Origin of the sequence: Ignatzschineria ureiclastica (genome assembly GCF_003121845.1) — a bacterium.
In the GTDB taxonomy this organism is placed as follows: domain Bacteria; phylum Pseudomonadota; class Gammaproteobacteria; order Cardiobacteriales; family Wohlfahrtiimonadaceae; genus Ignatzschineria; species Ignatzschineria ureiclastica.
Map to the genome: position 1 here is coordinate 202224 of NZ_QEWQ01000002.1, position 20687 is coordinate 222910.

A 20687-nucleotide genomic window follows, 5' to 3' on the forward strand; every position below is an offset into this window, starting at 1 on the left:
GAAAATCAGCCTTAATAGTTACAGAACAGATAGAGATTTAATTCGGTGAAGCCTTAGCAACTTTACCGTTTTAGAGGAGAATGAGTAATGGAAGAAGTATCAATTTTTAATCAGAAGAATGATAATTGGCAAACAGGTCAATATCCGCTCTTCTTAGGCGAGCCTCTTGCGCTCTATGATTCAATTAACACCCCTTATCCGCGGTTATTTGATCTATATAAATTACAAAAGTCGATGGACTGGACAGAAGATGAGGTGAATTTGGAGCAATCGAGAATGGATCTTCTCAACTGTTCTAAAAATAACTATGACATTATGGTCAAAACATTGGCATTCCAATGGGAACTGGATTCAGTCGCTTCCCGTACGGTTGCGCCATTGTTTGCTCCTTTTGTTACAAACTCAGAATTGTGGGTGATGCTCTCGAAGCAATCAGAGATTGAAAATCTGCACGCATTGACTTACTCAGAGATTATTCGTCAATGTATCTCTGATCCTCAAGAAGTTTTTAAAGAAGTGATGCGCAATGATGAAGTTTTAAATCGTTCAACAACGGTCATTGATTGTTTTGATGAGTTAGATCGTTACGGTTCACTCTATAAGCTCGGTAAAATTGATCGAGAATCAAGAGAACTGAAATCGGTGGTATTAAAAGGTTTTGTTGCACTCTATTGTCTTGAGAAAATCGAGTTTATGAGTTCATTTGCTTGTACTTTTGCCCTCGCTGAGCAAAATATTTTCCAAGGCATTGCCAAGTTAGTACAAAAAATTGCCCAAGATGAGCAAGTTCACGTGATGATGGATGAAGCGGTTTTAGAGATCCTTTTCAAAGATCCATTCTGGGTAGAGTTATTGCAAGAGAATAAGGAAGAGATTTACGCCATTATCAAAAGTGTGATTGATCAAGAATTTGATTGGAACCGCTATCTTTTTAGCGAAGGGCGTTCGATCGTCGGTCTGAATGAGATGCTACTCAATGAATGGGTTCTCTGGAATGCGCAAGATCTTTACCAATTCTTAGGTTTAGAGAATCCCTATAAACGCATAGCAAAAAATCCGCTCTCTTGGATGGATAACTGGTTTGATCTTAATAAAACACAAAATGCAAACCAAGAGATGGATAATACCAATTATCGTCTTAACAGCGTCACAGATGATGCAGAAGATGAGATTTTTGATATTTAAGATTAATATCTAGGAATTTGTCTTAGAGAATATAGGTTGCTAGCAGTCATTCAAATAAGGATGGCTGCTTTTTTACGGGTATAGAAATGTTGGAAGAATGAGATCATTTTTTCCGTTTTAAATGAACTGTTGTCTGAGCTTTCTTGGTCATTATTGATCATCTACCAATATTGTGTAGAGAAAGAATAAATCACTATTGATTCCTACTTAGATTTCTACTATGTTATCTATACTTCATCTAATCAATAAGACTATTGAACTTCATTTCAAATTCTTATTGATTATTTTATCCTGGGCGATTTCCTAATTGCGGCCCTCTTCAGCTAAAAAGGATTTAAAAAATGACAATTCCAACGAGTTTCCCTTTAACATCTTCTCACTATATCCTTTCATTTCAAACGGTTCCCGGTTCTGATGTCTTAGCGCTTTGGCTGGAATCTCGAAAGCAAGAGAAGATCTGTCTAGGGCACTACACTATTGCAACACAATTAACGTTGCAACCTACGGCAACCACAATCCTCTCTGATATGGCACTGTTAGAAGTTTTAGCATTAGCAAGAGGATATGCACTCTATCGCCGGAAATGTTTTGCTGAAAAGCCGGTGCTATCAAAAGCAAATTTGCAGCGTGCATAAGGGCAGTGTGTCAGTGGCATTATTTAATTTCCACTCTTTTTCCACTATTTGCCAAAAATAAATTCACACAAAAAATCTATTTCCCCTATGATAGATCAGTACGTTTTATTTTAAAAAAGCGCCGACTGAGCGCTAGATAGAGGAATAGACATAATGGAATATTATACCAATGAGTGGTCAATCGATCGTGCATTAGCGCTTTTTGAAAAGCCACTTTTTGAGCTACTGTATGAAGCACAAACTGTACATCATCAAAATTTTGATCCAACGAAAGTACAAGTGAGCACCTTGTTATCAATTAAAACTGGGAAGTGTTCAGAAGATTGTAAATATTGTGCGCAAAGTGTACGTTACGATACCGGTTTAGAGCCTGAGCAGTTACTTGCAGTAGAAAAGGTGATCGAAGAGGCTCAAGCGGCTAAAGAGACCGGCGCAAGTCGTTTCTGTATGGGCGCTGCGTGGCGTAACCCAAAAGCTCGCGATATGCCAATGATTAAAATGATGATCGAAGGTGTAAAAGGGCTTGGACTAGAAACTTGTATGACGTTAGGGCATCTTAATGCTGAGCAAGCGGGTGAACTTGCGGAAGCAGGGCTTGATTATTACAATCATAATTTAGATACTTCTCCAGAGTTCTACGCGAGTGTTGTAACTACTCATAATTACCAACATCGTCTCGATACGCTTGATTATGTACGAGAAGCTGGTATTAAAGTCTGCTCAGGGGGTATTATTGGGTTAGGTGAATCCGTGCGGGATCGTGCTTCACTGTTGGTGCAATTAGCCAATATGGGAACACCGCCGGAGAGCGTACCGATTAATCGCCTGATTCCCATTCAAGGAACGCCCTTTGAAGGCAATACGCCGGTAGATGACTTTGATTTTTTACGTACTATTGCGGTCGCGAGAATTATGATGCCAAAATCGATGGTGCGTTTATCTGCAGGTCGGGAAACCATGAGTGAAGAGTTGCAAGCGCTCTGCTTTATGGCCGGTGCGAACTCTATTTTCTATGGTGATAAACTTCTAACGACCCCCAATGCTGATCAAATTACGGATAAAGAGCTTTTTGAAAAACTCGATCTGACTGCAACGCATGACCCTTATAAACCAGGTCATAATCCACATACAGCACAAAATGAAGTAGAAGCTAAAGAGCTCAAGAAAGCCTCTATTGCATAGTTTGATATTGTACTGAAGGTTGAATTGGGATTGTAATTAAATTCTTGTTAATTACCTAATTTGAGATTATAGGAAACTCTACATTGTATATATAATGTAGAGTTTTTTTGAGATTTATTGTAGGCTGAAAGAATTGTAACGGAGAAAGTGATCGCATAATAGGGGGATGCGATTATCGAAAAGTATCATAGTGTGAGAGCGGTTGATTGTGATAAAGTCTGTCATTCCCTCAATTTGAGTCTCTTTGAGATAGACCGTTCCATCACTTGGCTCATCATGACTATGGCTTCTAACAATTTGTTCTAATAATAGATGGGAAGGGCCAATATTTTGTGTGCCGGCTATGACACCTAGCGGGATTGTTGATAATTCCCATTTGAGTTTGTTATTCCGTTTTAATAATGCTGTTTTAGCTTTACCTAGAAGATAATCTGCATGATGATCTACTAGATATTGAGCAATATCTGATCCTTGAAAAGGAGGGGTAATCGCTATGACCTTTTGTAATAGTGTTGGCTGATATTGATGTGCAAGCTGGTAGGTGATTAGCCCACCTAAACTATGGGTAATAATCGCATAAGGTTTTGTGAATGTTTGTAGATATTGATGAAATAGTTCGATATTGTCATTCATATCTGCGCGTAGTGTAGGGTAGTCGAAATAATAAACTCGATAGCCTAACTGATTAAGACGTTTTCCTAAAATACGCATGACCCAACTATTTTGATAGAGTCCATGAATGAGAATGAGATCTTGTAGTGCAGTATGATCTTTTGATTCAAATTGGTTGACAGTTGAAGGCTCATTCATGGAGGTACCTAGCGTTATTTAATAATTTTCAAGCCACCTTTAGGGCCGGGACCTTTGTCATTAGGAGGTAGTGTATTATCATCTTCTTTGCTTTTTTGATGATTGCTATTACTGTTATTTTCTTCATCTTGTTTAGAGGAAATAATTCCTAATTTAGGCCCTTTCTGCTTTTCTTTCTCTTTTTTATTGATAGAGAGAGGTTGGTTTTTTTCTATAAAATCAAGGCTTTCTTCATTAAGCGGTTCGGTCTGAAATCCCATTCCCTCGCCATTTTCCTGTGCATAGATAGCTGCAACTGCGCCAATAGGGATATTGATATTTTGAGGTATCCCGGAAAAGCGAGCTGAGAAAGTAATCCAGTCATCGCCTAAATTTAAGTTATGCGTTGCAGAGGGGAGAATATTTAAGATAATTTTACCATCATGCACAAATTGTCGGGGTACATCGACAAAGGGAAGCGTTGCATCTACAACAATATAAGGGGTGCAATCATTATCTAAAATCCATTCATATAATGCGCGTATAAAATAGGGCTTATTGGAAGTCATCATATCAGTTATCTTATTAAAGCTTTTGAAAAATGGGTGAATGCTAAATCTCATCAATGAATTAAAATAGCTCTACTCCAATATTGTGGAGTAGATCTATGTCTATATTTATTATATTACTACTATTTATATGATGAGTACTCTTGAATCTCTACTATTAGGTAGAAGAGGAGTGGGATTAGACAGTCTTCTCTTTTTTATCAAAAGCTAATTTGACGCTCTCTTTTTCTTGCAAGCGGTCGTAATAGTCTAGTACCGGTTGTGCTTTTTTAGGAAGTGGAATATCTAGATATTTTACCCACCAGAGAAAAGGTACAATTGTGGCATCAATCAATGAGAAATCATCACTCTGGAAATAATTTGTCTGACTAAAAAGGGGAGCATAGGCAACTAAAAGATCAGCAATGGCTTTATTAGTCTTATTATCTGCAGTTTTCCGACCAATGAGCTTCTCGACAAGAGGATACCAATCATTCACCACTGTTTTAAGAGTCAAACGGAATTTTGCTCTTAAAATTGGATCATTAGGTAATAGAGGTGGATGAGGGAAGCGCTCATCTAAAAACTCTAAAATTGTGTCTGTATGATAAATCGCAATTTCTCGAGTAATAAGCGTTGGGAGAATAACTTGAGGGTTAACTTCCAATAAATCTCCTGGTGGATTATTAGGATCGACAATCACCGTTTCACAAGTAATATTTTTTTCTAGCAAAGTTACCTTAACTCGATCACCATCTAAAGAATTCTTTTCTGTAAATAGTGTAAAACCTGTTCGTCTTGTTGACATAATTTATGATCTCCTTAATCACAAGTAAGGAGCAACTAAAAATAATTGCTCCTTACTGATTTATAGTACCTGTTGTAACATGAAAAAACGTAAATTACTTAACATCTTTCCAATATTCACGGTTAAGTGCGTAAGCAAGAATAGTAAAGATCACTAAGAAGCCAAGAACCCATGGACCATACTTTTGACGCTCTAATTGCGCTGGTTCTGAAACATAAGTTAAGAAGTTAGTGACATCATTTACAGCTTTACGGAATTCAAGTTCAGTCATTGCGCCATCTGAAACTTTTTCAACGCCGACAACAACATCTTCAAATTGACACTCATCAGGATTATTCATATCACATTCACCAATAGCCACTTTCTCAATGACAGGTTGATGAATTCCCTGTAATTCAGCTAATACGTTGGGCATACCTGCATTTGGGAAGGCAATATTGTTCATACCTGTAGGACGACTAGGATCTTCGTAGAAAGAGAGAAGATACTTAAATACATAGTCTGGACCTTTAGCGCGAGCAATAGTTGAAAGATCAGGAGGAGAAACACCTAACCATACTTTTGCATCACGACGATCCATAGCAGTATGGATTAAATCACCATCTTTTGTTCTAATGAACTCTGCTTCGCGAGGATCATAACTACCTGTATTAATTAATTTTTGAATATCTTCTTCTTGTAAGCCGATATCTCTCGCCGTAATATTGTAGCGTTGAAACTCTAATGAGTGACACGCAAGGCAGTAGTCAACGTAAAGACGAGCACCAGATTGCAATGACTCATAGTTTTTAACGTTAATTTGCGGCTCACCTAAAGCATCAAGTGCTTGAGCTGTTAATGCTTCAGATGTCTGTGCATTGGCCGTAGCTGAGGCGAAAACCATCAGAAGGCTGCTAGTAAGTAATGTTATGATTTTTCTCATTTCATTGTCACCCTTGTTGGAACTGGTTTAACTTTACCCCATCTTGACCACCATGGCATGCCAAGGAAGAAGACAAAATAGTAGACAGTACAGATACGAGCAACGAGTGTACGAGTATCGTTAGCTGGTACCACACCTAAATAACCAAGTACGATGAAGCAGATTACAAAAAGTGCGATCATAATTTTAATAAATGCACCCTTATAGCGAATCGAACGTACAGGACTTCTATCTAACCAAGGAAGGGCAAATAGAACTGCAATTGAAGCGCCCATTGCAATAACACCCCAAATTTGCGTACCAAACCATGATGGAACTGCACGTAAAATTGTGTAGTAAGGCGTAAAGTACCAAACAGGTGCAATATGTGCAGGCGTTGCTAATGGATTAGCGGGTTCAAAGTTTGGAGATTCAAGGAATAATCCATACATATCCGGCATATAGAAGATGATCAATGCGAAGAAAATAAGGAAAATACCTACAGCAAAAGTATCATGTACTGTGTAGTAAGGATGGAACGGAATACCATCAAGTGGTTTACCATTTTCATCAAGGTTATCCTTGATTTCGATACCATCGGGGTTGTTAGAGCCTACTTGGTGAAGTGCAAGGATATGCGCTACAACTAAACCTACTAAGACAAGTGGAAGTGCAATCACATGAAGCGCGAAGAAACGGCTAAGTGTTGCTTCAGAGATAACAAAGTCTCCTCGAATACCTGTTACTAATGTATCCCCAATGTAAGGAATTGCACCAAAGAGAGAGATAATCACCTGTGCACCCCAGAATGACATCTGACCATAGGGGAGAACGTATCCCATAAAGGCTTCAGCCATTAGCACAAGGTAGATCAACATACCGAAGATCCACACAAGTTCTCGAGGTTTACGATGTGAACCGTAAATTAGACCGCGGAACATATGCATATAGATAACGATGAAGAACATCGATGCACCGACGGCATGCATATAGCGTATGAGCCAAGTCCAGTTTGCATCACGCATTACCGCTGTTTCAAGAGAGGCATAGGCGATAGGAATTCCTGTTGGACCTAAAGCTCCATCAGGTTTGTAGTACATGACTAACCAAATACCTGTAAGAATTTGGTTTACAAGTACAACACCTGCTAAAACACCAAATACATAGAGCCAGTTGAAGTTCTTAGGCGCATAATACTCAGTAACATGCGTTCTTAGAGCGCGTTTATAAGGAATTCGATAATCAATCCAATCCCCCAAACGTTCTAATCTTGATTTTTCATTTGTTTTAGTAGTAGCCATTACGCAACTCCCTCCCCGCTAGTACCGACAACGATTAAGTTATCTGTTTTGTAGTAGTGATCAGGAACAAGAAGGTTAATTGGGGCAGGGAGGTTTTTGAAAACACGTCCTGCTAAATCAAATCTTGAGCCATGACATGCACAGAAGAATCCACCACGCCAATTAGGACCTAAATCTGCAGGCGCAACTTCAGGTCTAAATGTGGGTGAACATCCTAAATGCGTACAAATACCTACTAAAATGAGATATTCAGGTTTAATAGAACGAAATTCATTTTGTGCGTACGGAGGTTGTTGATCACTTTTAGAAGTGGGATCTACTAACGCATCAGCAGGTGCAGTTGATAAGCGTTCAAGCATCGCTTCAGTACGGTTTAAAACCCAAACAGGCTTTCCTTGCCACTCAACACGGAGTAATTCTCCGGGAGAGAGTTTAGAAAGATCTACTTCAACGGGCGCACCAGCACTTTTCGCACGTTGGCTAGGCATCCACGATTTTACAAAAGGAACCCCCAAGAATCCTGCACCAAAGGCGGCTACAGCAACAGTTGCGTAGCTCAGGACTCGTCTCCTTTTATGATTCACATTCTCCGAACTCATGTTCTTCGTCTCCATTTAAAATTTTACTTTTACTTATTTTACACGTGACACATATTCGCCCGTGCGGGTATCGACTTTAATTACTTCACCAATTTGTACAAAAAGCGGTACTCGTACAACAGCGCCTGATTCTAACGTCGCTGGCTTACCACCTGTTCCCGCCGTATCACCTTTTAAACCAGGATCTGTTTCAGTAATGGCCATTTCAATAAAATTAGGAGGTGTTACAGAGAGTGGTGTGCCGTTATAGAGTGTTACGGTACACATATCTTGCTCTTTGAGCCATTTTTTAGTATCAGTAACTGCGCTTTCATTCGCTGCAACTTGATCAAATGTTGCAGGGTTCATGAAGTGCCAAAATTCGCCATCATTGTAGAGATATTGTAATTCCACATCGATTACATCTGCACCTTCCACAGATTCACCAGAACGGAAAGTTTTTTCGATGACACGACCTGTTTTTAGGTTACGGATCTTAACGCGGTTAAAAGCTTGACCTTTTCCTGGTTTAACCATCTCATTTTCGATGATAGAGCAAGGATCTCCATCAAGCATGATTTTTAACCCACTTTTGAATTGATTTGTTGTATATGTTGCCATTTTATAATCACTATATTTTGATAAAAAAATTTCTATGCAGATTATACCTGAACTCCAATTTAAATTCAGCTTACATCTTATCTATTTTGCTTACGAATTTGCGTAGCCATGAAACTTTGGAAAATATTTTCATTGATTCTAAACCATTGGTATTCTTGGTTTAGAAAAGCTCGCCAATGATCATAGACCATTTTGAAGTCAGGATTCTTGTTACATTCTTCTTCATAGATTTTTTGAGCGACATTGTAAGATGCTTCCAAAATCTCTTTAGAAAAGGAGCGTAGTTTAGCACCATTTTGCGTTAATGTGGCAAGTGCCGGTGGATTTTTTGCATCATATTGGGCAATCATCCATTGATTAATTTCCGCACATACTGTTGTAAAGAGTTCTTGGTAGAGTGTCGGTAGTTCTTGCCATTTATCTTGATTGACATAAAAGGAGGTTGTAGCAGAGCCTTCCCAGAATCCCGGAGTATAGTAATAGGGGGCTACAGATTGTAACCCGAGTTTTTCATCATCGTAGGGCCCGACAAATTCTGCTGCATCAATAGTGCCTTTTTCTAGGGATGAATAGACATCACTTGCAGGAATACTTTGGGGAATAACGCCAAGTCGTGAGAGAATTTCTCCTCCAAAACCAGGGATGCGGAATTTTAAACCTTTAAGATCTTCAAGCGTTTTAACTTCTTTGCGGAACCATCCCCCCATTTGAGCTGTTGTATTACCACCGGGGAAATTAATAATATTGTATTGTGCAAAGACTTTGCGGAGGATCTCTAGTCCACCACCGGCATAAAACCAAGCATTTTGCATTCGCGCACTCATTCCAAAAGGAAGTACTGTATCAATGGATAGCGCTGAGTTTTTACCATGATAGTAATAGGAGGCGGTATGACCTAACTCTACGGTACCTTGTGATACCGCATCAAAAACTTGATTGGCAGGAACCAACTCACCTGGAGCAAAGACTTGAATTTCAAATTGGCCATTTGTTAATCGAGAGAGCTTATCCGCAAGCATAGTCGAAGCGGCGAATAAAATATCAAGGTTTTTAGGAAATCCAGCTGTTAAACGCCAACGAATTTTAGGCAGAGACTCCGCTTTGGTAATGCTAGTGGCTGCAATCATTCCAGAAAATGCGGCGGTAGTTCCTGCGGTTTTAATAAAAGATCGACGTTTCATGTCATTACTCCAGAGTTATTATTAGTTTTTATTGTAATAGCGATTGTGAGTCTATTAATTCTATTAATTCCCGTATGATCTATTCTATGTAATAAGATTCCAAATAATATGATATAGATCAGCTTTATCGGGAATCAATAATCATTTTTATTGAGATAAGTCTATTTTAACCAACTGTTCTAAATATATATTTTACATAAGCATAGGGGTTAAATAGGTACATAGATAAGTAATCATAGACAAGCAATAGGGTTACATACTATTAAGGTTACTACTATCTGACTAGTGTGAATAGCCGTAACAAAATATTAGCGTTATATTAAGTTCTCTGTTTTCTCAGCTGTGAGAACATAAATTGTTGGAAAATATTCTCATTGACTCTAAACCACTGATACTCTTTGTTGAGGAAATCTTTCCAATGGCTATATATTTTTCGGAAATCTTCATTTGCTTCAGATTCTTCCGCATAGATCTCTTGTGCAACATTATACGCAGCTTGGAGAATCTCTTTGGAGAACGAACGAAGTTTAGCGCCATTTTGAATAACGGTTGCTAAGGCTTCGGGGCTTTTTGCATCGTATTGTGCAGACATCCACATGTTTGCTTCCGCCGCGGCTCTTTCAAAAATAATTTTGTACTGCTCTGGCAGTGAGCCCCATGCATCTTGATTAACATAGAAAGTAAGCATTGCAGATCCTTCCCAGAATCCCGGCGTATAGTAGTAAGGGGCTACTGATTGTAATCCTAATTTTTCATCATCATAAGGTCCTACAAATTCCGTTGCGTCAATAGTGCCTTTTTCTAATGATGAGTAGATATCGCCGACTGCGATATTTTGGGGAATAGCTCCTAAGCGAGAGAAGATCTCTCCTCCAAATCCTGGGATACGGAATTTAAGACCTTTAAGATCGGCAACAGTCTTCACTTCTTTACGAAACCAACCACCCATTTGAGTATTAGAGTTACCGCCAGGGAAGTTGACAATATTATATTTTGCAAAGAGTTCTCGTAGAATTTCTGTACCGCCCCCGGCATAATACCAGGCATTTTGCATGCGAGTTGTTAGCCCGAAAGGAAGGCAAGTATCAATGGAGAGCGCTTTATTTTTCCCATGATAATAATTAGAGGTAGAGTGACCCATTTCAACTGTACCATTTTGTACCGCATCAAATACTTGCGTTGAGGGGACAATCTCTCCTGGTGCAAAGACTTGAATTTCAAACTCACCATTCGTCATAGCATATACAGAATCTGCAAGCCGTTGCGAAGTACCATAGAGAAGATCTAAGTGTCTAGGGAAACTTGTTGTCATCCGCCATTTGACTTTCGGGGTAGTGGTTTGTGCAATTGCACTTGAAGCCATTGTCGCACCTGCGATCACTCCTGCTTTTGCCATAAATTGCCGGCGTTTCATCTCAATTCTCCATTGTTATTTTAATTGTTGTTTTGTTGTGTAGTTATTATTGAAAGCTTGATTTACAAATCAGTACTGTTGTTATAGTTATTGTAGGTAGTATTTATCAGTATTGGTCATACCAGTGATATTTCGCCAATAATATTATTACTATTATCTATAGTGATAACATAACTTAAGCTGAATTATCAATGTTGATTCTATTGCGTAACGATATATGTATATCATCGTTGTCTATAGAAAATGAATATGAGCTTAAGAGGAAGAATCAATGTCTCTATTCTGAGCAGTGATTCTTCCTAAAAGTGATATTTAAAAATCGACACCAAAATCGTCAAAATCATCGAAACCATCGATATCTAAACTAAACTCGATATCTGATCCTGAACCCTCAAATTTTTCTACTTTTTCTGACTTAATGATATCGGGGAATGAGATTAAGATAACGACCATTAAGATTTGAAGAAGTAGAAATGGCATCGCTCCATAATAGATATCTTTAGTGGATACTTCTTTTGGCGCTACTGAACGTAAGTAGAATAAAGAGAAGCCAAATGGCGGATGCATAAAGGAAGTTTGCATATTCATTGCGAGAATAATCCCAAACCAAGTGAGATCAATACCAAGCGCTGTAGCAATCGGAACTAATAGAGGTACGAGAATCAGCGCAATTTCAAAGAAGTCTAGGAAGAAAGCCACAAAGAAGATTAAAACATTAACGGCAATGATAAAGCCTAATGTACCTCCAGGGAGGCTGCCTAAGATATTTTCAATCCAGATACCTCCATTAAGGCTAGTGAATGCTAGAGAGAAAAACATCGAGCCAATCATGATAAAGACTACGAAAGTGGTAATCTTTACACTCTGATCAAGTGCTTGGAAGAGTAATTCTTTTGATAGCGCTTTGCGAATAAGTGCAAGAATCATGGCTCCGACAGCTCCAATTGCGCCGGCTTCTGTCGGTGTTGCCATCCCCATGAATACAGTCCCGAGTACTAGGAATATAAGTGTAACCGGTGGAATAACGCTAGTGATTACTTTCTTGAAGAGTTGAAAGCCAAATAATGTGCGTTCATGATCAGGAATCGCCGGCATTGATTTGGGTTTAATGATCGTCATCACTAAGATAAAGAGGATATAGACGCCAATCAGCAACATGCTTGGGATAAGGGCGGCTTTATACATTGAGCCAATAGAAACCCCTAATTGATCCCCTAACACGATCAATACTAAACTTGGTGGTACAATTTGTGCGAGTGTCCCGGAGGCTGCGATCACCCCTGAAGCAATACGTTTAGAGTAACCGTAGCGGAGCATTATAGGGAGAGAGATTAATCCCATCGCAATAACTGAGGCGGAAACAATGCCGGTTGTTGCAGCTAGCATGGTGCCTACAAAAATAACAGAGTAAGCAAGTCCTCCTCGAAGTTTGCCGAAGAGTTGCCCCATAGTATTAAGAAGATCTTCGGCCATGCCGGTACGTTCTAAAATCAATCCCATTAAAGTAAAGAAGGGGATTGCAAGTAAGGTTTCATTGCTAATAATGCCGAAGAAACGATCGCTTAGAGCACCTAAAAGGGCAAAATCCAGATGTCCCATCGAGATGCCGATGAGTGAAAAAAGTAAGCCTGTTGCTGCAAGAGAGAAGGCGATTGGGTAACCCTTTAATAAGAAAAGGATTAACGTTATAAACATTAATGGTGGTAAAAATTCTAACATTGTTGCTGTTGCTCCGGCTGAGTCGCGTTATTATTTGAAGATGTACGTAGCGTAATAATCGCTTTGCAAAGTTCAGATATCCCTTGTAGAAGTAGGAAGAAGATTCCAATGGGAATTAACGCTTTAATAGGTGCTCGTGGAAGTCCGCCTGGGTTAGGGGAGATTTCCCAAATTTGCCAAGAGCTGATAGCAGGGCCAATTGTGAGGTAAAAAAGCATTGAGAATGCCGGGAATAGAAAAAAGACAATACCAATAATCTCCATAATCGCTCTTGTTTTTGGCGAGAAACGAGAAGAGATAATATCTATCCGAATGTGTTGGTCTTTTAGATAGGTATAGCCCGACGCAAGTAAAAATACTACGGCAAATAGATACCATTGGCTTTCAAGCATCCCATTGGAACTTAAGTGGAAAATGTATCTAAACAGTGCATTCCCAGCAGAAATTAAGGTCGCTAAAAAAATAGCCACGATCGCTATTTTGCCTAAAAAAATATTGATCGAATCAATTGTATGCGAAATTTTATGTAGTATGTTCATGGTTAAAGAGTGTTGTGATTCACATAAGTATATTTAATTTATATTTAATATTTAGTGATTTTGGTAAGTAATTTTAGGTTTGTTTATTATAAATAGGCATAGTGATGTTATAACCTATAAAAAGAGGCATGCAATTTGCTTGCATACCTCATATTAATGTACTTCATATTATCAAAATTGCCAATACTTTATTTTGGCAATATAGTTGATTGATTTTTATTGAATTATTGCTAAATATAAATAGAAGAAAAACGAAGTTTTCTAACCTTTTTTAGTTTTAACATTAACTATAGTTTAAGTGTAATGTTCACACCAGTGATATTTATATTGCGATCTTCGTGTTCGCGATATAGATCCCGGGTTAATGAAATGTATCTCTGTTAGTAGATACGATATCATTTCACCTATTGATACTGTGGACATTGATGCTTAAATTCTTTGTCTGTCTCACTTGCATAAGCTTTGTGGTTATCAAGTAAAATGGTCATATCTTCTTTTGAGCCCATGATAACCGGTACTCGTTGGTGTAATTTTTGCGGCGTTAGGTTTAAAATTCGCTCATACCCCGTTGTTGCGATGCCACCAGCTTGTTCTACTAAAAATGCCATCGGGTTTGCTTCATACATGAGGCGTAATCGACCACCTTTTTGAGTAAGGCTTGAATCCATAGGGTAGGCAAATACACCACCTCTTTGTATAAGACGATGAATATCCATTACCATTGCACCGACCCAGCGCATAGTATATTTTTTCTTACGAGGACCACCTACACCTAGATCACAGTCATCTACATATTGACGTACAGGTGGTTCCCAAAGATTACGATTAGCCTGGTTAATCGCATACTCTGCGGTAGTTTCTGGGATTTTCATGTCCGGATGAGTAAGGATAAACTCTCCGATTGACGGATCAAGCGTAAACCCATGTGTGCCATGCCCAATAGTGAGTACCATCATGGTCGCAGAGCCGTAAAGACAGTAGCCAGCACAAACTTGCTTAACGCCCTCTTGAAGAAAATCAGCTTCAGTCGGATGTTTTTTGTCCGTTTTAAGAATAGAGAAAATAGTACCAATAGGACCATTAATCTCAATATTACTAGAACCATCTAGAGGATCAAAAATTAACAGATAGTTGCCACGTGGTTGCCCATCAGGAATAGGATAAACATCATCCATTTCTTCACTAGCCATAGCGGCGACATGACCACGTTTTGCATTATTTTTGATAAAGAGATCGTTTGCGATCACATCTAAAATTTGCTGAGTCTCACCTTGGCAGTTTTCGTTTTCTGTCGCACCTAAAACATTTGCGAGTTGTCCTTTTTGGACTGCCGCTGCAATCATTTTGCAGGAGACGGCAATATCATTGAGTAGGAGGGTGAAATTGCCGGTTGCATCGGGGTATCGACGTTGCTCTTCCATAATATATTGTGAGAGCGTAACACCAAAATGAGTCATTGAAATCTCCAGATTCTGAGTAAATTCTGATTTAAGATAATAAAAAATTGAGCTTATGATATACTTTTTCCGTTATGAGTGGAAGTATTTTTGTAGTAGATGTGTAGTTTTCATGTTTCTCTAATCTGCCGAAAAATAGTCAATAGCATTTGTTGGAATTAATGCTATTTGTCGCTATACTCATTAAATTATAGCTATTATTAATATCTCACTAGCCCGATTTTTTCAGGTTTGGCGATAGAAGTCTAATGGGAGAATCAAGTAAAATTATGAGTTCTACAGAATTAAAAAATGCAGGTTTAAAAGTTACTTTACCGCGTCTTAAAATTTTAGATATTTTAGCAAAAGCAGCAGCAACACCTGTCTGCCATTTGACTGCTGAAGAGATCTATATGCAGTTAAGTAGTTCGGGTGAAGAAGTAGGGCTTGCGACAGTCTATCGTGTTTTAACGCAGTTTGAGCAAGCAGGGTTGGTTCGCCGCCATTTCTTTGATGGTGGACAGTCGATGTTTGAAATAGATGAGGGTGATCAACACGATCATATTATCTGTATTAATTGTGGGCATATCGGTGAATTTTCACATGCTAAAATTCATGAAAAACAAGCGCAGATTGCGGCCGAATTAGGTTATGAATTAACGGATGCGCGTACAATTCTGCACGGTATTTGTGCAAAATGCAGAGAAAAATAGTTTTTTTACGTCAAGAGCTCACAACTCGACGCTATGCGTTTATATGGATTAGTATTTGGCTAATCCTTATCTTTTCTACGTGGTTTTCACGGCCACTGACACCATTTCAAGAAACACTTTTTTCAGGTATTGTCTGGGAATTGTATCAGAGTGGGGATTGGCTCTATCCTCAGATTAATGGTGTTTATCAGCACGCAAGTTACCCGCTGAATTATTGGTTAGGCATTATTATTTGGAAAATATTTGGGGTTTCGGAGTTTTCACTTCGTGCATTAGCGAGCTTTTTTAGTTTAGGAACGTTATTTTTAACTGCTTGGGCGGCTTATCAGCTGTGGCCTGATCGCCGTGATGTGAGAGCAAATGCCCCTTTTGTACTCATCGGTAGTTTGATGTGGACTATTTTTGCCACAGCTAATTTAGATTATCTCTACTTTACTTTCTATTTGATGCTTACCATGAATTTTTTAATTCGGGCTTGGCGTTTTAAGCGAGATGCATGGTGGCTAGCGTATGCTATTAGTCTGACATTAGGACTCTATTCAGCAGGGCTTATTTTTCTTTTAGTCGCTGTCCCTATTATTTATCTGGCACCTTATTGGTCACCAGATAGGTGGAAACGCATTTATCTCTGGGGCTCTCTCTCTATTGTCGTAGCGCTTCTGCTATTTTCTCTATGGGCAATCACAGCTTCATCGGCTTTAGGGTTCTCTTTAATCGATGCGACGGGCTTAAGTTACATCGTCAAAGCGCTGAATAATACAGCGCCATTTTATGTTTATTTTCTCAATCTCGTTATTATTCTCTTTCCTTGGTTATTTTGGCTTAGAATTTATAGGTTATATCGTGAAGTTGAGTGGGATGCTTCATTTCGTTTTGTAGTATTTTGGTTTTTGTGTCTTATTGTTGTTCTTGGGATATTAAGTCTTACATCTCTTGATGCTTTACTGCCACTTTATCCGGCATTAGGTCTTGTTATTGCACGAATTTATCGAAATGGTTTGAGTACCAAGAAAGATATTGCGCTGATTGTGGTTATTATGATTGGTGCGGGATTACTATTGATTTTAATTCCGCAATATTATCAAAGCTTAAATTTGCCCCAATGGGTAGGGAATGTGTCGCCATTTTGGGGTATCGGACTTATCTTATTTAGTATTACATTGCTGTTTAATGCTGCTAATACCCGTATTATGACTTTAGCGTTGATGAGCGTTGCTTTAACACTTGCCTTGAATTTTGGCGTTGTGCGAGTTGCACTTGATTTTTATGATTTAAAACCTGTAGGTGAGCGTGTCTCATGGTATCAAGGTAAAGGTTTTACCGTTGGCAATGTTTCTACGTATCGAGGACATTTACAATTTGAAGGTCGGTTAACTGATCCTATTCTAGAAGTTTTTACGATGGAAGATGTGGCAAAGTTAATTGCAGATGATCCTCATGCGCGACTTATCCTCTATGTTGAGAAACGTGATTTATTGGGGGATGATATTATTGAATATTGGCAGCCTTTTAGAGGGCGTTATTTGATGATTGCGAGAGCAGATAACGTATATAAAATGTTGCGAGGTCTACGAGAACAAGGTGAGAACCGAGAAGTATTCGGTATTACGCTGTATTAATAATAGGTTATATGATGATCGTGATTTTGAAGTGCTTTAAAAGAACAAAAGATGATGCTAATAGTGAAATGATGTAGATAGGATATTCAAGCTGTTTATCTATGGGGGGAAAATAGTATATACTTCTTCTCAAATAGAAAAGTATCAAATGATTAAGTCACAAGTGAATTTAGTTATGAGTGATTTAAAGTAGATAATATAATTTTGTATACTATTATTCGTTATGAATCTATTGTGCTGTAAGTAGGGAATTATAATTTGCAATACAAAAGAGACAGAGATACTCGAGGATATATAGCTTGAGGGTATATAAAAGAGTAATGATTCAATATAATAAATAGACTAGTAAATAGATGAAAGGATAACTCTGAATTATGATGCAATTCATCCGGGACCATGCAAACAGTGTATGGGCAAAAATATTATTAATTGGAGTCGGTGTTTCGCTTGCAGGAATCGGCGGAACACAGATTTTTAGTGGTCCTAGCGCAGATGCAATTGCTAGCGTTGATGGCAGTAAAATTACATTGCAAGAAGTAGAAGCACAATATCAGTTACTACTTAATAATTATGCACAAAATACAGAATTGACAGAAGATATGCAACGTCAATATAAACTCATTGCGCGAGAAGATTTAATTCAACGTAGAGCTCTCAATAAGCAAGCCGAAGATTGGAAGATTCGTGCATCGGATCGCGCTGTTGCCGAGAAAATTATAGAGATTCCTGCTTTCCAAAAGAATGGTGTTTTTGATCAAGAAACCTATAAGCAAGCACTTTTCTACTCTGGTTACAATATTGAGTCATTTGAAGATAGCGTTCGTCGCGATGTTGAAGATCAAATTATTCGGGAAGCTTTTGCATTGAGTGCTTTTGCTTCTGAGAAAGCTTTAGTTGAAGAGTTAGAATATCTAGGGCAAACCCGTGATCTTGCTGTTGCGACTTATAATTATAGAGATCAAGTCAAAAATGTTGCGGTATCAAATGATGAAGTTGCTGCACGTTATGAAGCCAATAAAGATCAATTTGTAACGCCTGATAGAATTAAAGTGCAATATTTAGAGCTTACGCCAGCACTATTCGGAGCAGATGCTCAGGTTGATCTCAGCACTGATATGATTGCTGATGAGATGGCTAAGCTTAAAAAAGAGAATGAGCAACGTGCTTCTGAGCAATTTACGATTGAATATAGTAATGATGTGGAAAAAGCCGAGGCACTTCAATTATTAGCAGATCTACGAGCTCAACTTGTGTCGGGTGCAATGACTTTTGATGAAGCTAAGGCGCAAATGCAGGATGTAAATAATGCTTACTACAATAAAAATGGTAACTTCAAATATGGGGCTGCTGGTATTCCACAATTCGATGATGCACTTTTTGCATTAACGGAAGCAGATCCTTATTCAGAGCCTTTTGCAACAGATGGTGAGGTTCATCTGGTTCATTTGTTAGGTATCACAACGCCTTTTACAGATGAGAATGATCTCAAAACAGCGGCAATTAATAATTTGAAACAGAAGCAACATTTAGATCAATATTTGCAAGCTGAAGCAAGAATGCAGCAACTAGCAGAAACATATACTGAATCTCTTGATGAGATTGCGCAGGATTTAGGGGTGTCACTAAAAGAGACTGATTGGCTTAATGTAGATCAGCCTGAAGGATTTATTGCAAATCCTACAGTTTGGGATGCTTTAAATACTGTTGATGTACGTGAAAATCACCGTAATTCATTACCATTTGCATTTAATAATGAAGATAATCACGCGATGATTGTACGAATTGCAGATCAAGAAGAACGTAGACAAAAATCTCTTGATGAAAGCTATGATGAGATCAAAGCTGAACTTGCGATGGAGAAAGCTAAATCATCTATTACTGATCGAGTAAATGCGATGTTAGAAGCAGGGGATGTTGAAAGTTTCCAAAATGATATTGAGCAGTTAGGTTTTGCTTATAATCAGTATAATGATTTAGCAATTACTTCTATTGGTAACTTACAAGCAAAGCCAGTTGAACAGACTGCGATTTCGAATGGTTTTGAAAAAGTAAAACAATTGAAAGATAATAAACCAGAATATCTTGTGGAAGATATTGATGGTCATATTGTTGTCGTTGCTGTGAATAATATCAAAAAGGGGGAGAGTGCTGATTTCCCTGATGATGTGAAAGCACAGCTACGTGAATATCTTGATGCTCGTTCTGGTAGTTATGAATATCAAGCCTTATTGCTCTATATTAAAAATCATAGCAATATTAAACTCTATAACAGTAGTTTCTTTAACTAATGAGTAGTCATTTTAGATTTATAAGATGACAAGGCTGTATATAGTGTTGAAAGAGCAAGTATGATAAGGAAAGGTTGGTGTGATCGCCAACCTTTCTTATTATGAGAATAGGCAAGTTGGGCAATTTAAAATAATTGAGAATGTAATGCGATGAGAATCACACAAAAACAAAATTTAAAGGCTTTTAATACTTTAGGGGTTGATGTATCGGCGGATTATTTTGCAATAATAGATAATCTGACAGATCGATCTAAATTACGATCGCTAACATCTCCAATACTCTTTCTAGGTGGTGGTAGTAATATCCTGTTTACCCAAGATTATTCGGGAACTGTTGTCTACAATCAACTCAGAGGAATCGAAGTTCTTCACCAAGAGCAAGATTCTGTATTTGTGCGAGCTATGGGTGGAGAAGTTTGGCATAATTTTGTTGTACAGATGCATCGGCAGGGTTTTTATGGTCTTGAGTATCTTGCGCTCATTCCGGGAACAGTGGGCGCTTCTCCTGTACAGAATATTGGTGCTTATGGGTTTGAAGTGAAAGACTTTATCGAGTCTGTAGAGGCCTTTGATTGTCAAAAGAATTGTTGTGTGACATTCACTAAAGAGGCGTGTAATTTTGGATACCGAGATAGTTTTTTTAAACAAAATCCTGGCCGATTTTTTATTACCGCAGTGACATTTAAGTTATCGACATTGCCGGTCATTAATCTCTCTTATCATGTTTTACAACGTTATCTGAATGAGCAGGGAGTTGAAAGTGATCAGATTAATGCTACTGATATTTTATCGGCGGTAATTGCTATTCGGAGTAGTAAATTGCCTGATCCTAAAGTATTAGGAAATGCCGGAAGCTTCTTTAAAAATCCTGTGATCTCTTTAGAAAAATGGTACTCTTTGCAACAAGCTTATCCGCAATTAGTGCATTATCTCCAAGAAGATCCGAATAAAGTGAAATTGGCAGCAGGGCAGTTAATTGATATTGCTGGTTTTAAAGGAGTGCGAGAAGGTAATGTTGGAATGCATAAAGATCAAGCATTGATCCTCGTTAATTATGGTAATGCAAAAGGAGAGGAGCTGCGACAATTCTCTGAAAAAGTACAGAAGAAGATTTTGTCACAATTTGATATAATGTTAGAAGCTGAGCCTTTAATCTTATAAATAGAGCTTATGACTATTAATAAGTGAGTAATAGCGTAGATCTCTTTTGATGGATTTATAGTGATCAAT

The 20687-nt window shown here is 38.3% G+C and carries 19 protein-coding genes; 7 read left to right on the forward strand and 12 right to left on the reverse strand.

Annotation, left to right across the window (positions count from 1 at the left end; genetic code table 11):
- The first annotated feature begins 87 nt into the window (after positions 1 to 87).
- The 3 genes from DC083_RS03660 (at position 88) to bioB (ending at position 3002) form a co-directional block, all read left to right on the forward strand.
- The gene (locus DC083_RS03660) at positions 88 to 1185 is read left to right on the forward strand and encodes a ribonucleotide-diphosphate reductase subunit beta (RefSeq protein ID WP_109188902.1); all 1098 of its coding nucleotides are present in this window, start codon (positions 88 to 90) and stop codon (positions 1183 to 1185) included.
- Between the two features lie 341 nt (positions 1186 to 1526).
- A complete protein-coding gene (locus tag DC083_RS03665) occupies positions 1527 to 1820 on the forward strand; it encodes a hypothetical protein (RefSeq protein WP_109188903.1) in 294 nt (97 codons plus the stop codon).
- Positions 1821 to 1973: 153 nt separating this feature from the next.
- Entirely contained in the window at positions 1974 to 3002 is a 1029-nt protein-coding gene (gene bioB / locus DC083_RS03670; RefSeq protein WP_109188904.1) for a biotin synthase BioB, read from the forward strand.
- Positions 3003 to 3116: 114 nt separating this feature from the next.
- Here the strand turns inward: bioB and DC083_RS03675 are convergent, their stop codons facing one another.
- The 12 genes from DC083_RS03675 to DC083_RS03730 all read right to left on the reverse strand — a co-directional run bounded on the left by DC083_RS03675 (position 3117) and on the right by DC083_RS03730 (position 14858).
- Entirely contained in the window at positions 3117 to 3812 is a 696-nt protein-coding gene (locus tag DC083_RS03675) for an esterase/lipase family protein (protein WP_109188905.1), read from the reverse strand.
- Between the two features lie 14 nt (positions 3813 to 3826).
- Positions 3827 to 4363, reverse strand: coding sequence for a ClpXP protease specificity-enhancing factor (locus DC083_RS03680; RefSeq protein WP_109188906.1), 537 nt, complete (start codon positions 4361 to 4363; stop codon positions 3827 to 3829).
- A 175-nt stretch (positions 4364 to 4538) separates the two neighbouring features.
- Positions 4539 to 5147: a glutathione S-transferase N-terminal domain-containing protein gene (locus DC083_RS03685; protein ID WP_109188907.1), complete on the reverse strand. Its 609-nt coding sequence runs from the start codon at positions 5145 to 5147 to the stop codon at positions 4539 to 4541.
- A 94-nt stretch (positions 5148 to 5241) separates the two neighbouring features.
- Positions 5242 to 6030, reverse strand: a complete 789-nt coding sequence (locus DC083_RS03690; RefSeq protein ID WP_229822688.1) for a cytochrome c1 — start codon at positions 6028 to 6030, stop codon at positions 5242 to 5244.
- 35 nt (positions 6031 to 6065) lie between these two features.
- Positions 6066 to 7349: a cytochrome b gene (locus DC083_RS03695; RefSeq protein ID WP_109188909.1), complete on the reverse strand. Its 1284-nt coding sequence runs from the start codon at positions 7347 to 7349 to the stop codon at positions 6066 to 6068.
- Positions 7349 to 7948 carry a ubiquinol-cytochrome c reductase iron-sulfur subunit gene (petA, locus tag DC083_RS03700; protein ID WP_026879070.1) on the reverse strand — a complete coding sequence of 200 codons (600 nt, stop codon included), beginning with the start codon at positions 7946 to 7948 and terminating at the stop codon, positions 7349 to 7351. The genes DC083_RS03695 and petA overlap by 1 nt, the downstream gene beginning before the upstream one ends.
- Positions 7949 to 7981: 33 nt before the next feature.
- Positions 7982 to 8548, reverse strand: a complete 567-nt coding sequence (gene efp, locus DC083_RS03705; RefSeq protein ID WP_109188910.1) for an elongation factor P — start codon at positions 8546 to 8548, stop codon at positions 7982 to 7984.
- A 77-nt stretch (positions 8549 to 8625) separates the two neighbouring features.
- Positions 8626 to 9729 carry a TRAP transporter substrate-binding protein gene (locus DC083_RS03710; RefSeq protein ID WP_109188911.1) on the reverse strand — a complete coding sequence of 368 codons (1104 nt, stop codon included), beginning with the start codon at positions 9727 to 9729 and terminating at the stop codon, positions 8626 to 8628.
- Positions 9730 to 10048: 319 nt separating this feature from the next.
- Positions 10049 to 11143 (reverse strand): TRAP transporter substrate-binding protein, encoded by a 1095-nt coding sequence (locus tag DC083_RS03715; protein WP_109188912.1) that lies wholly within the window; start codon positions 11141 to 11143, stop codon positions 10049 to 10051.
- Positions 11144 to 11455: 312 nt separating this feature from the next.
- The gene (locus DC083_RS03720) at positions 11456 to 12862 is read right to left on the reverse strand and encodes a TRAP transporter large permease (protein ID WP_109188913.1); all 1407 of its coding nucleotides are present in this window, start codon (positions 12860 to 12862) and stop codon (positions 11456 to 11458) included.
- Entirely contained in the window at positions 12856 to 13332 is a 477-nt protein-coding gene (locus DC083_RS03725) for a TRAP transporter small permease subunit (RefSeq protein WP_157954884.1), read from the reverse strand. Before DC083_RS03725 ends, DC083_RS03720 begins: the two co-directional genes overlap by 7 nt.
- A gap of 473 nt (positions 13333 to 13805) precedes the next feature.
- Positions 13806 to 14858, reverse strand: coding sequence for a class 1 fructose-bisphosphatase (locus DC083_RS03730; RefSeq protein WP_109188915.1), 1053 nt, complete (start codon positions 14856 to 14858; stop codon positions 13806 to 13808).
- 269 nt (positions 14859 to 15127) lie between these two features.
- Between DC083_RS03730 and fur the strand changes: the two genes are divergently transcribed.
- The 4 genes from fur to murB all read left to right on the forward strand — a co-directional run bounded on the left by fur (position 15128) and on the right by murB (position 20618).
- Positions 15128 to 15550: a ferric iron uptake transcriptional regulator gene (gene fur, locus DC083_RS03735; protein WP_109188973.1), complete on the forward strand. Its 423-nt coding sequence runs from the start codon at positions 15128 to 15130 to the stop codon at positions 15548 to 15550.
- Positions 15535 to 17169 carry an ArnT family glycosyltransferase gene (locus DC083_RS03740; protein WP_109188916.1) on the forward strand — a complete coding sequence of 545 codons (1635 nt, stop codon included), beginning with the start codon at positions 15535 to 15537 and terminating at the stop codon, positions 17167 to 17169. The genes fur and DC083_RS03740 overlap by 16 nt, the downstream gene beginning before the upstream one ends.
- 374 nt (positions 17170 to 17543) lie before the next feature.
- Positions 17544 to 19457: a peptidylprolyl isomerase gene (locus DC083_RS03745; protein ID WP_109188917.1), complete on the forward strand. Its 1914-nt coding sequence runs from the start codon at positions 17544 to 17546 to the stop codon at positions 19455 to 19457.
- A gap of 150 nt (positions 19458 to 19607) precedes the next feature.
- Positions 19608 to 20618, forward strand: a complete 1011-nt coding sequence (gene murB, locus DC083_RS03750) for a UDP-N-acetylmuramate dehydrogenase (RefSeq protein ID WP_109188918.1) — start codon at positions 19608 to 19610, stop codon at positions 20616 to 20618.
- Positions 20619 to 20687: the final 69 nt, after the last annotated feature.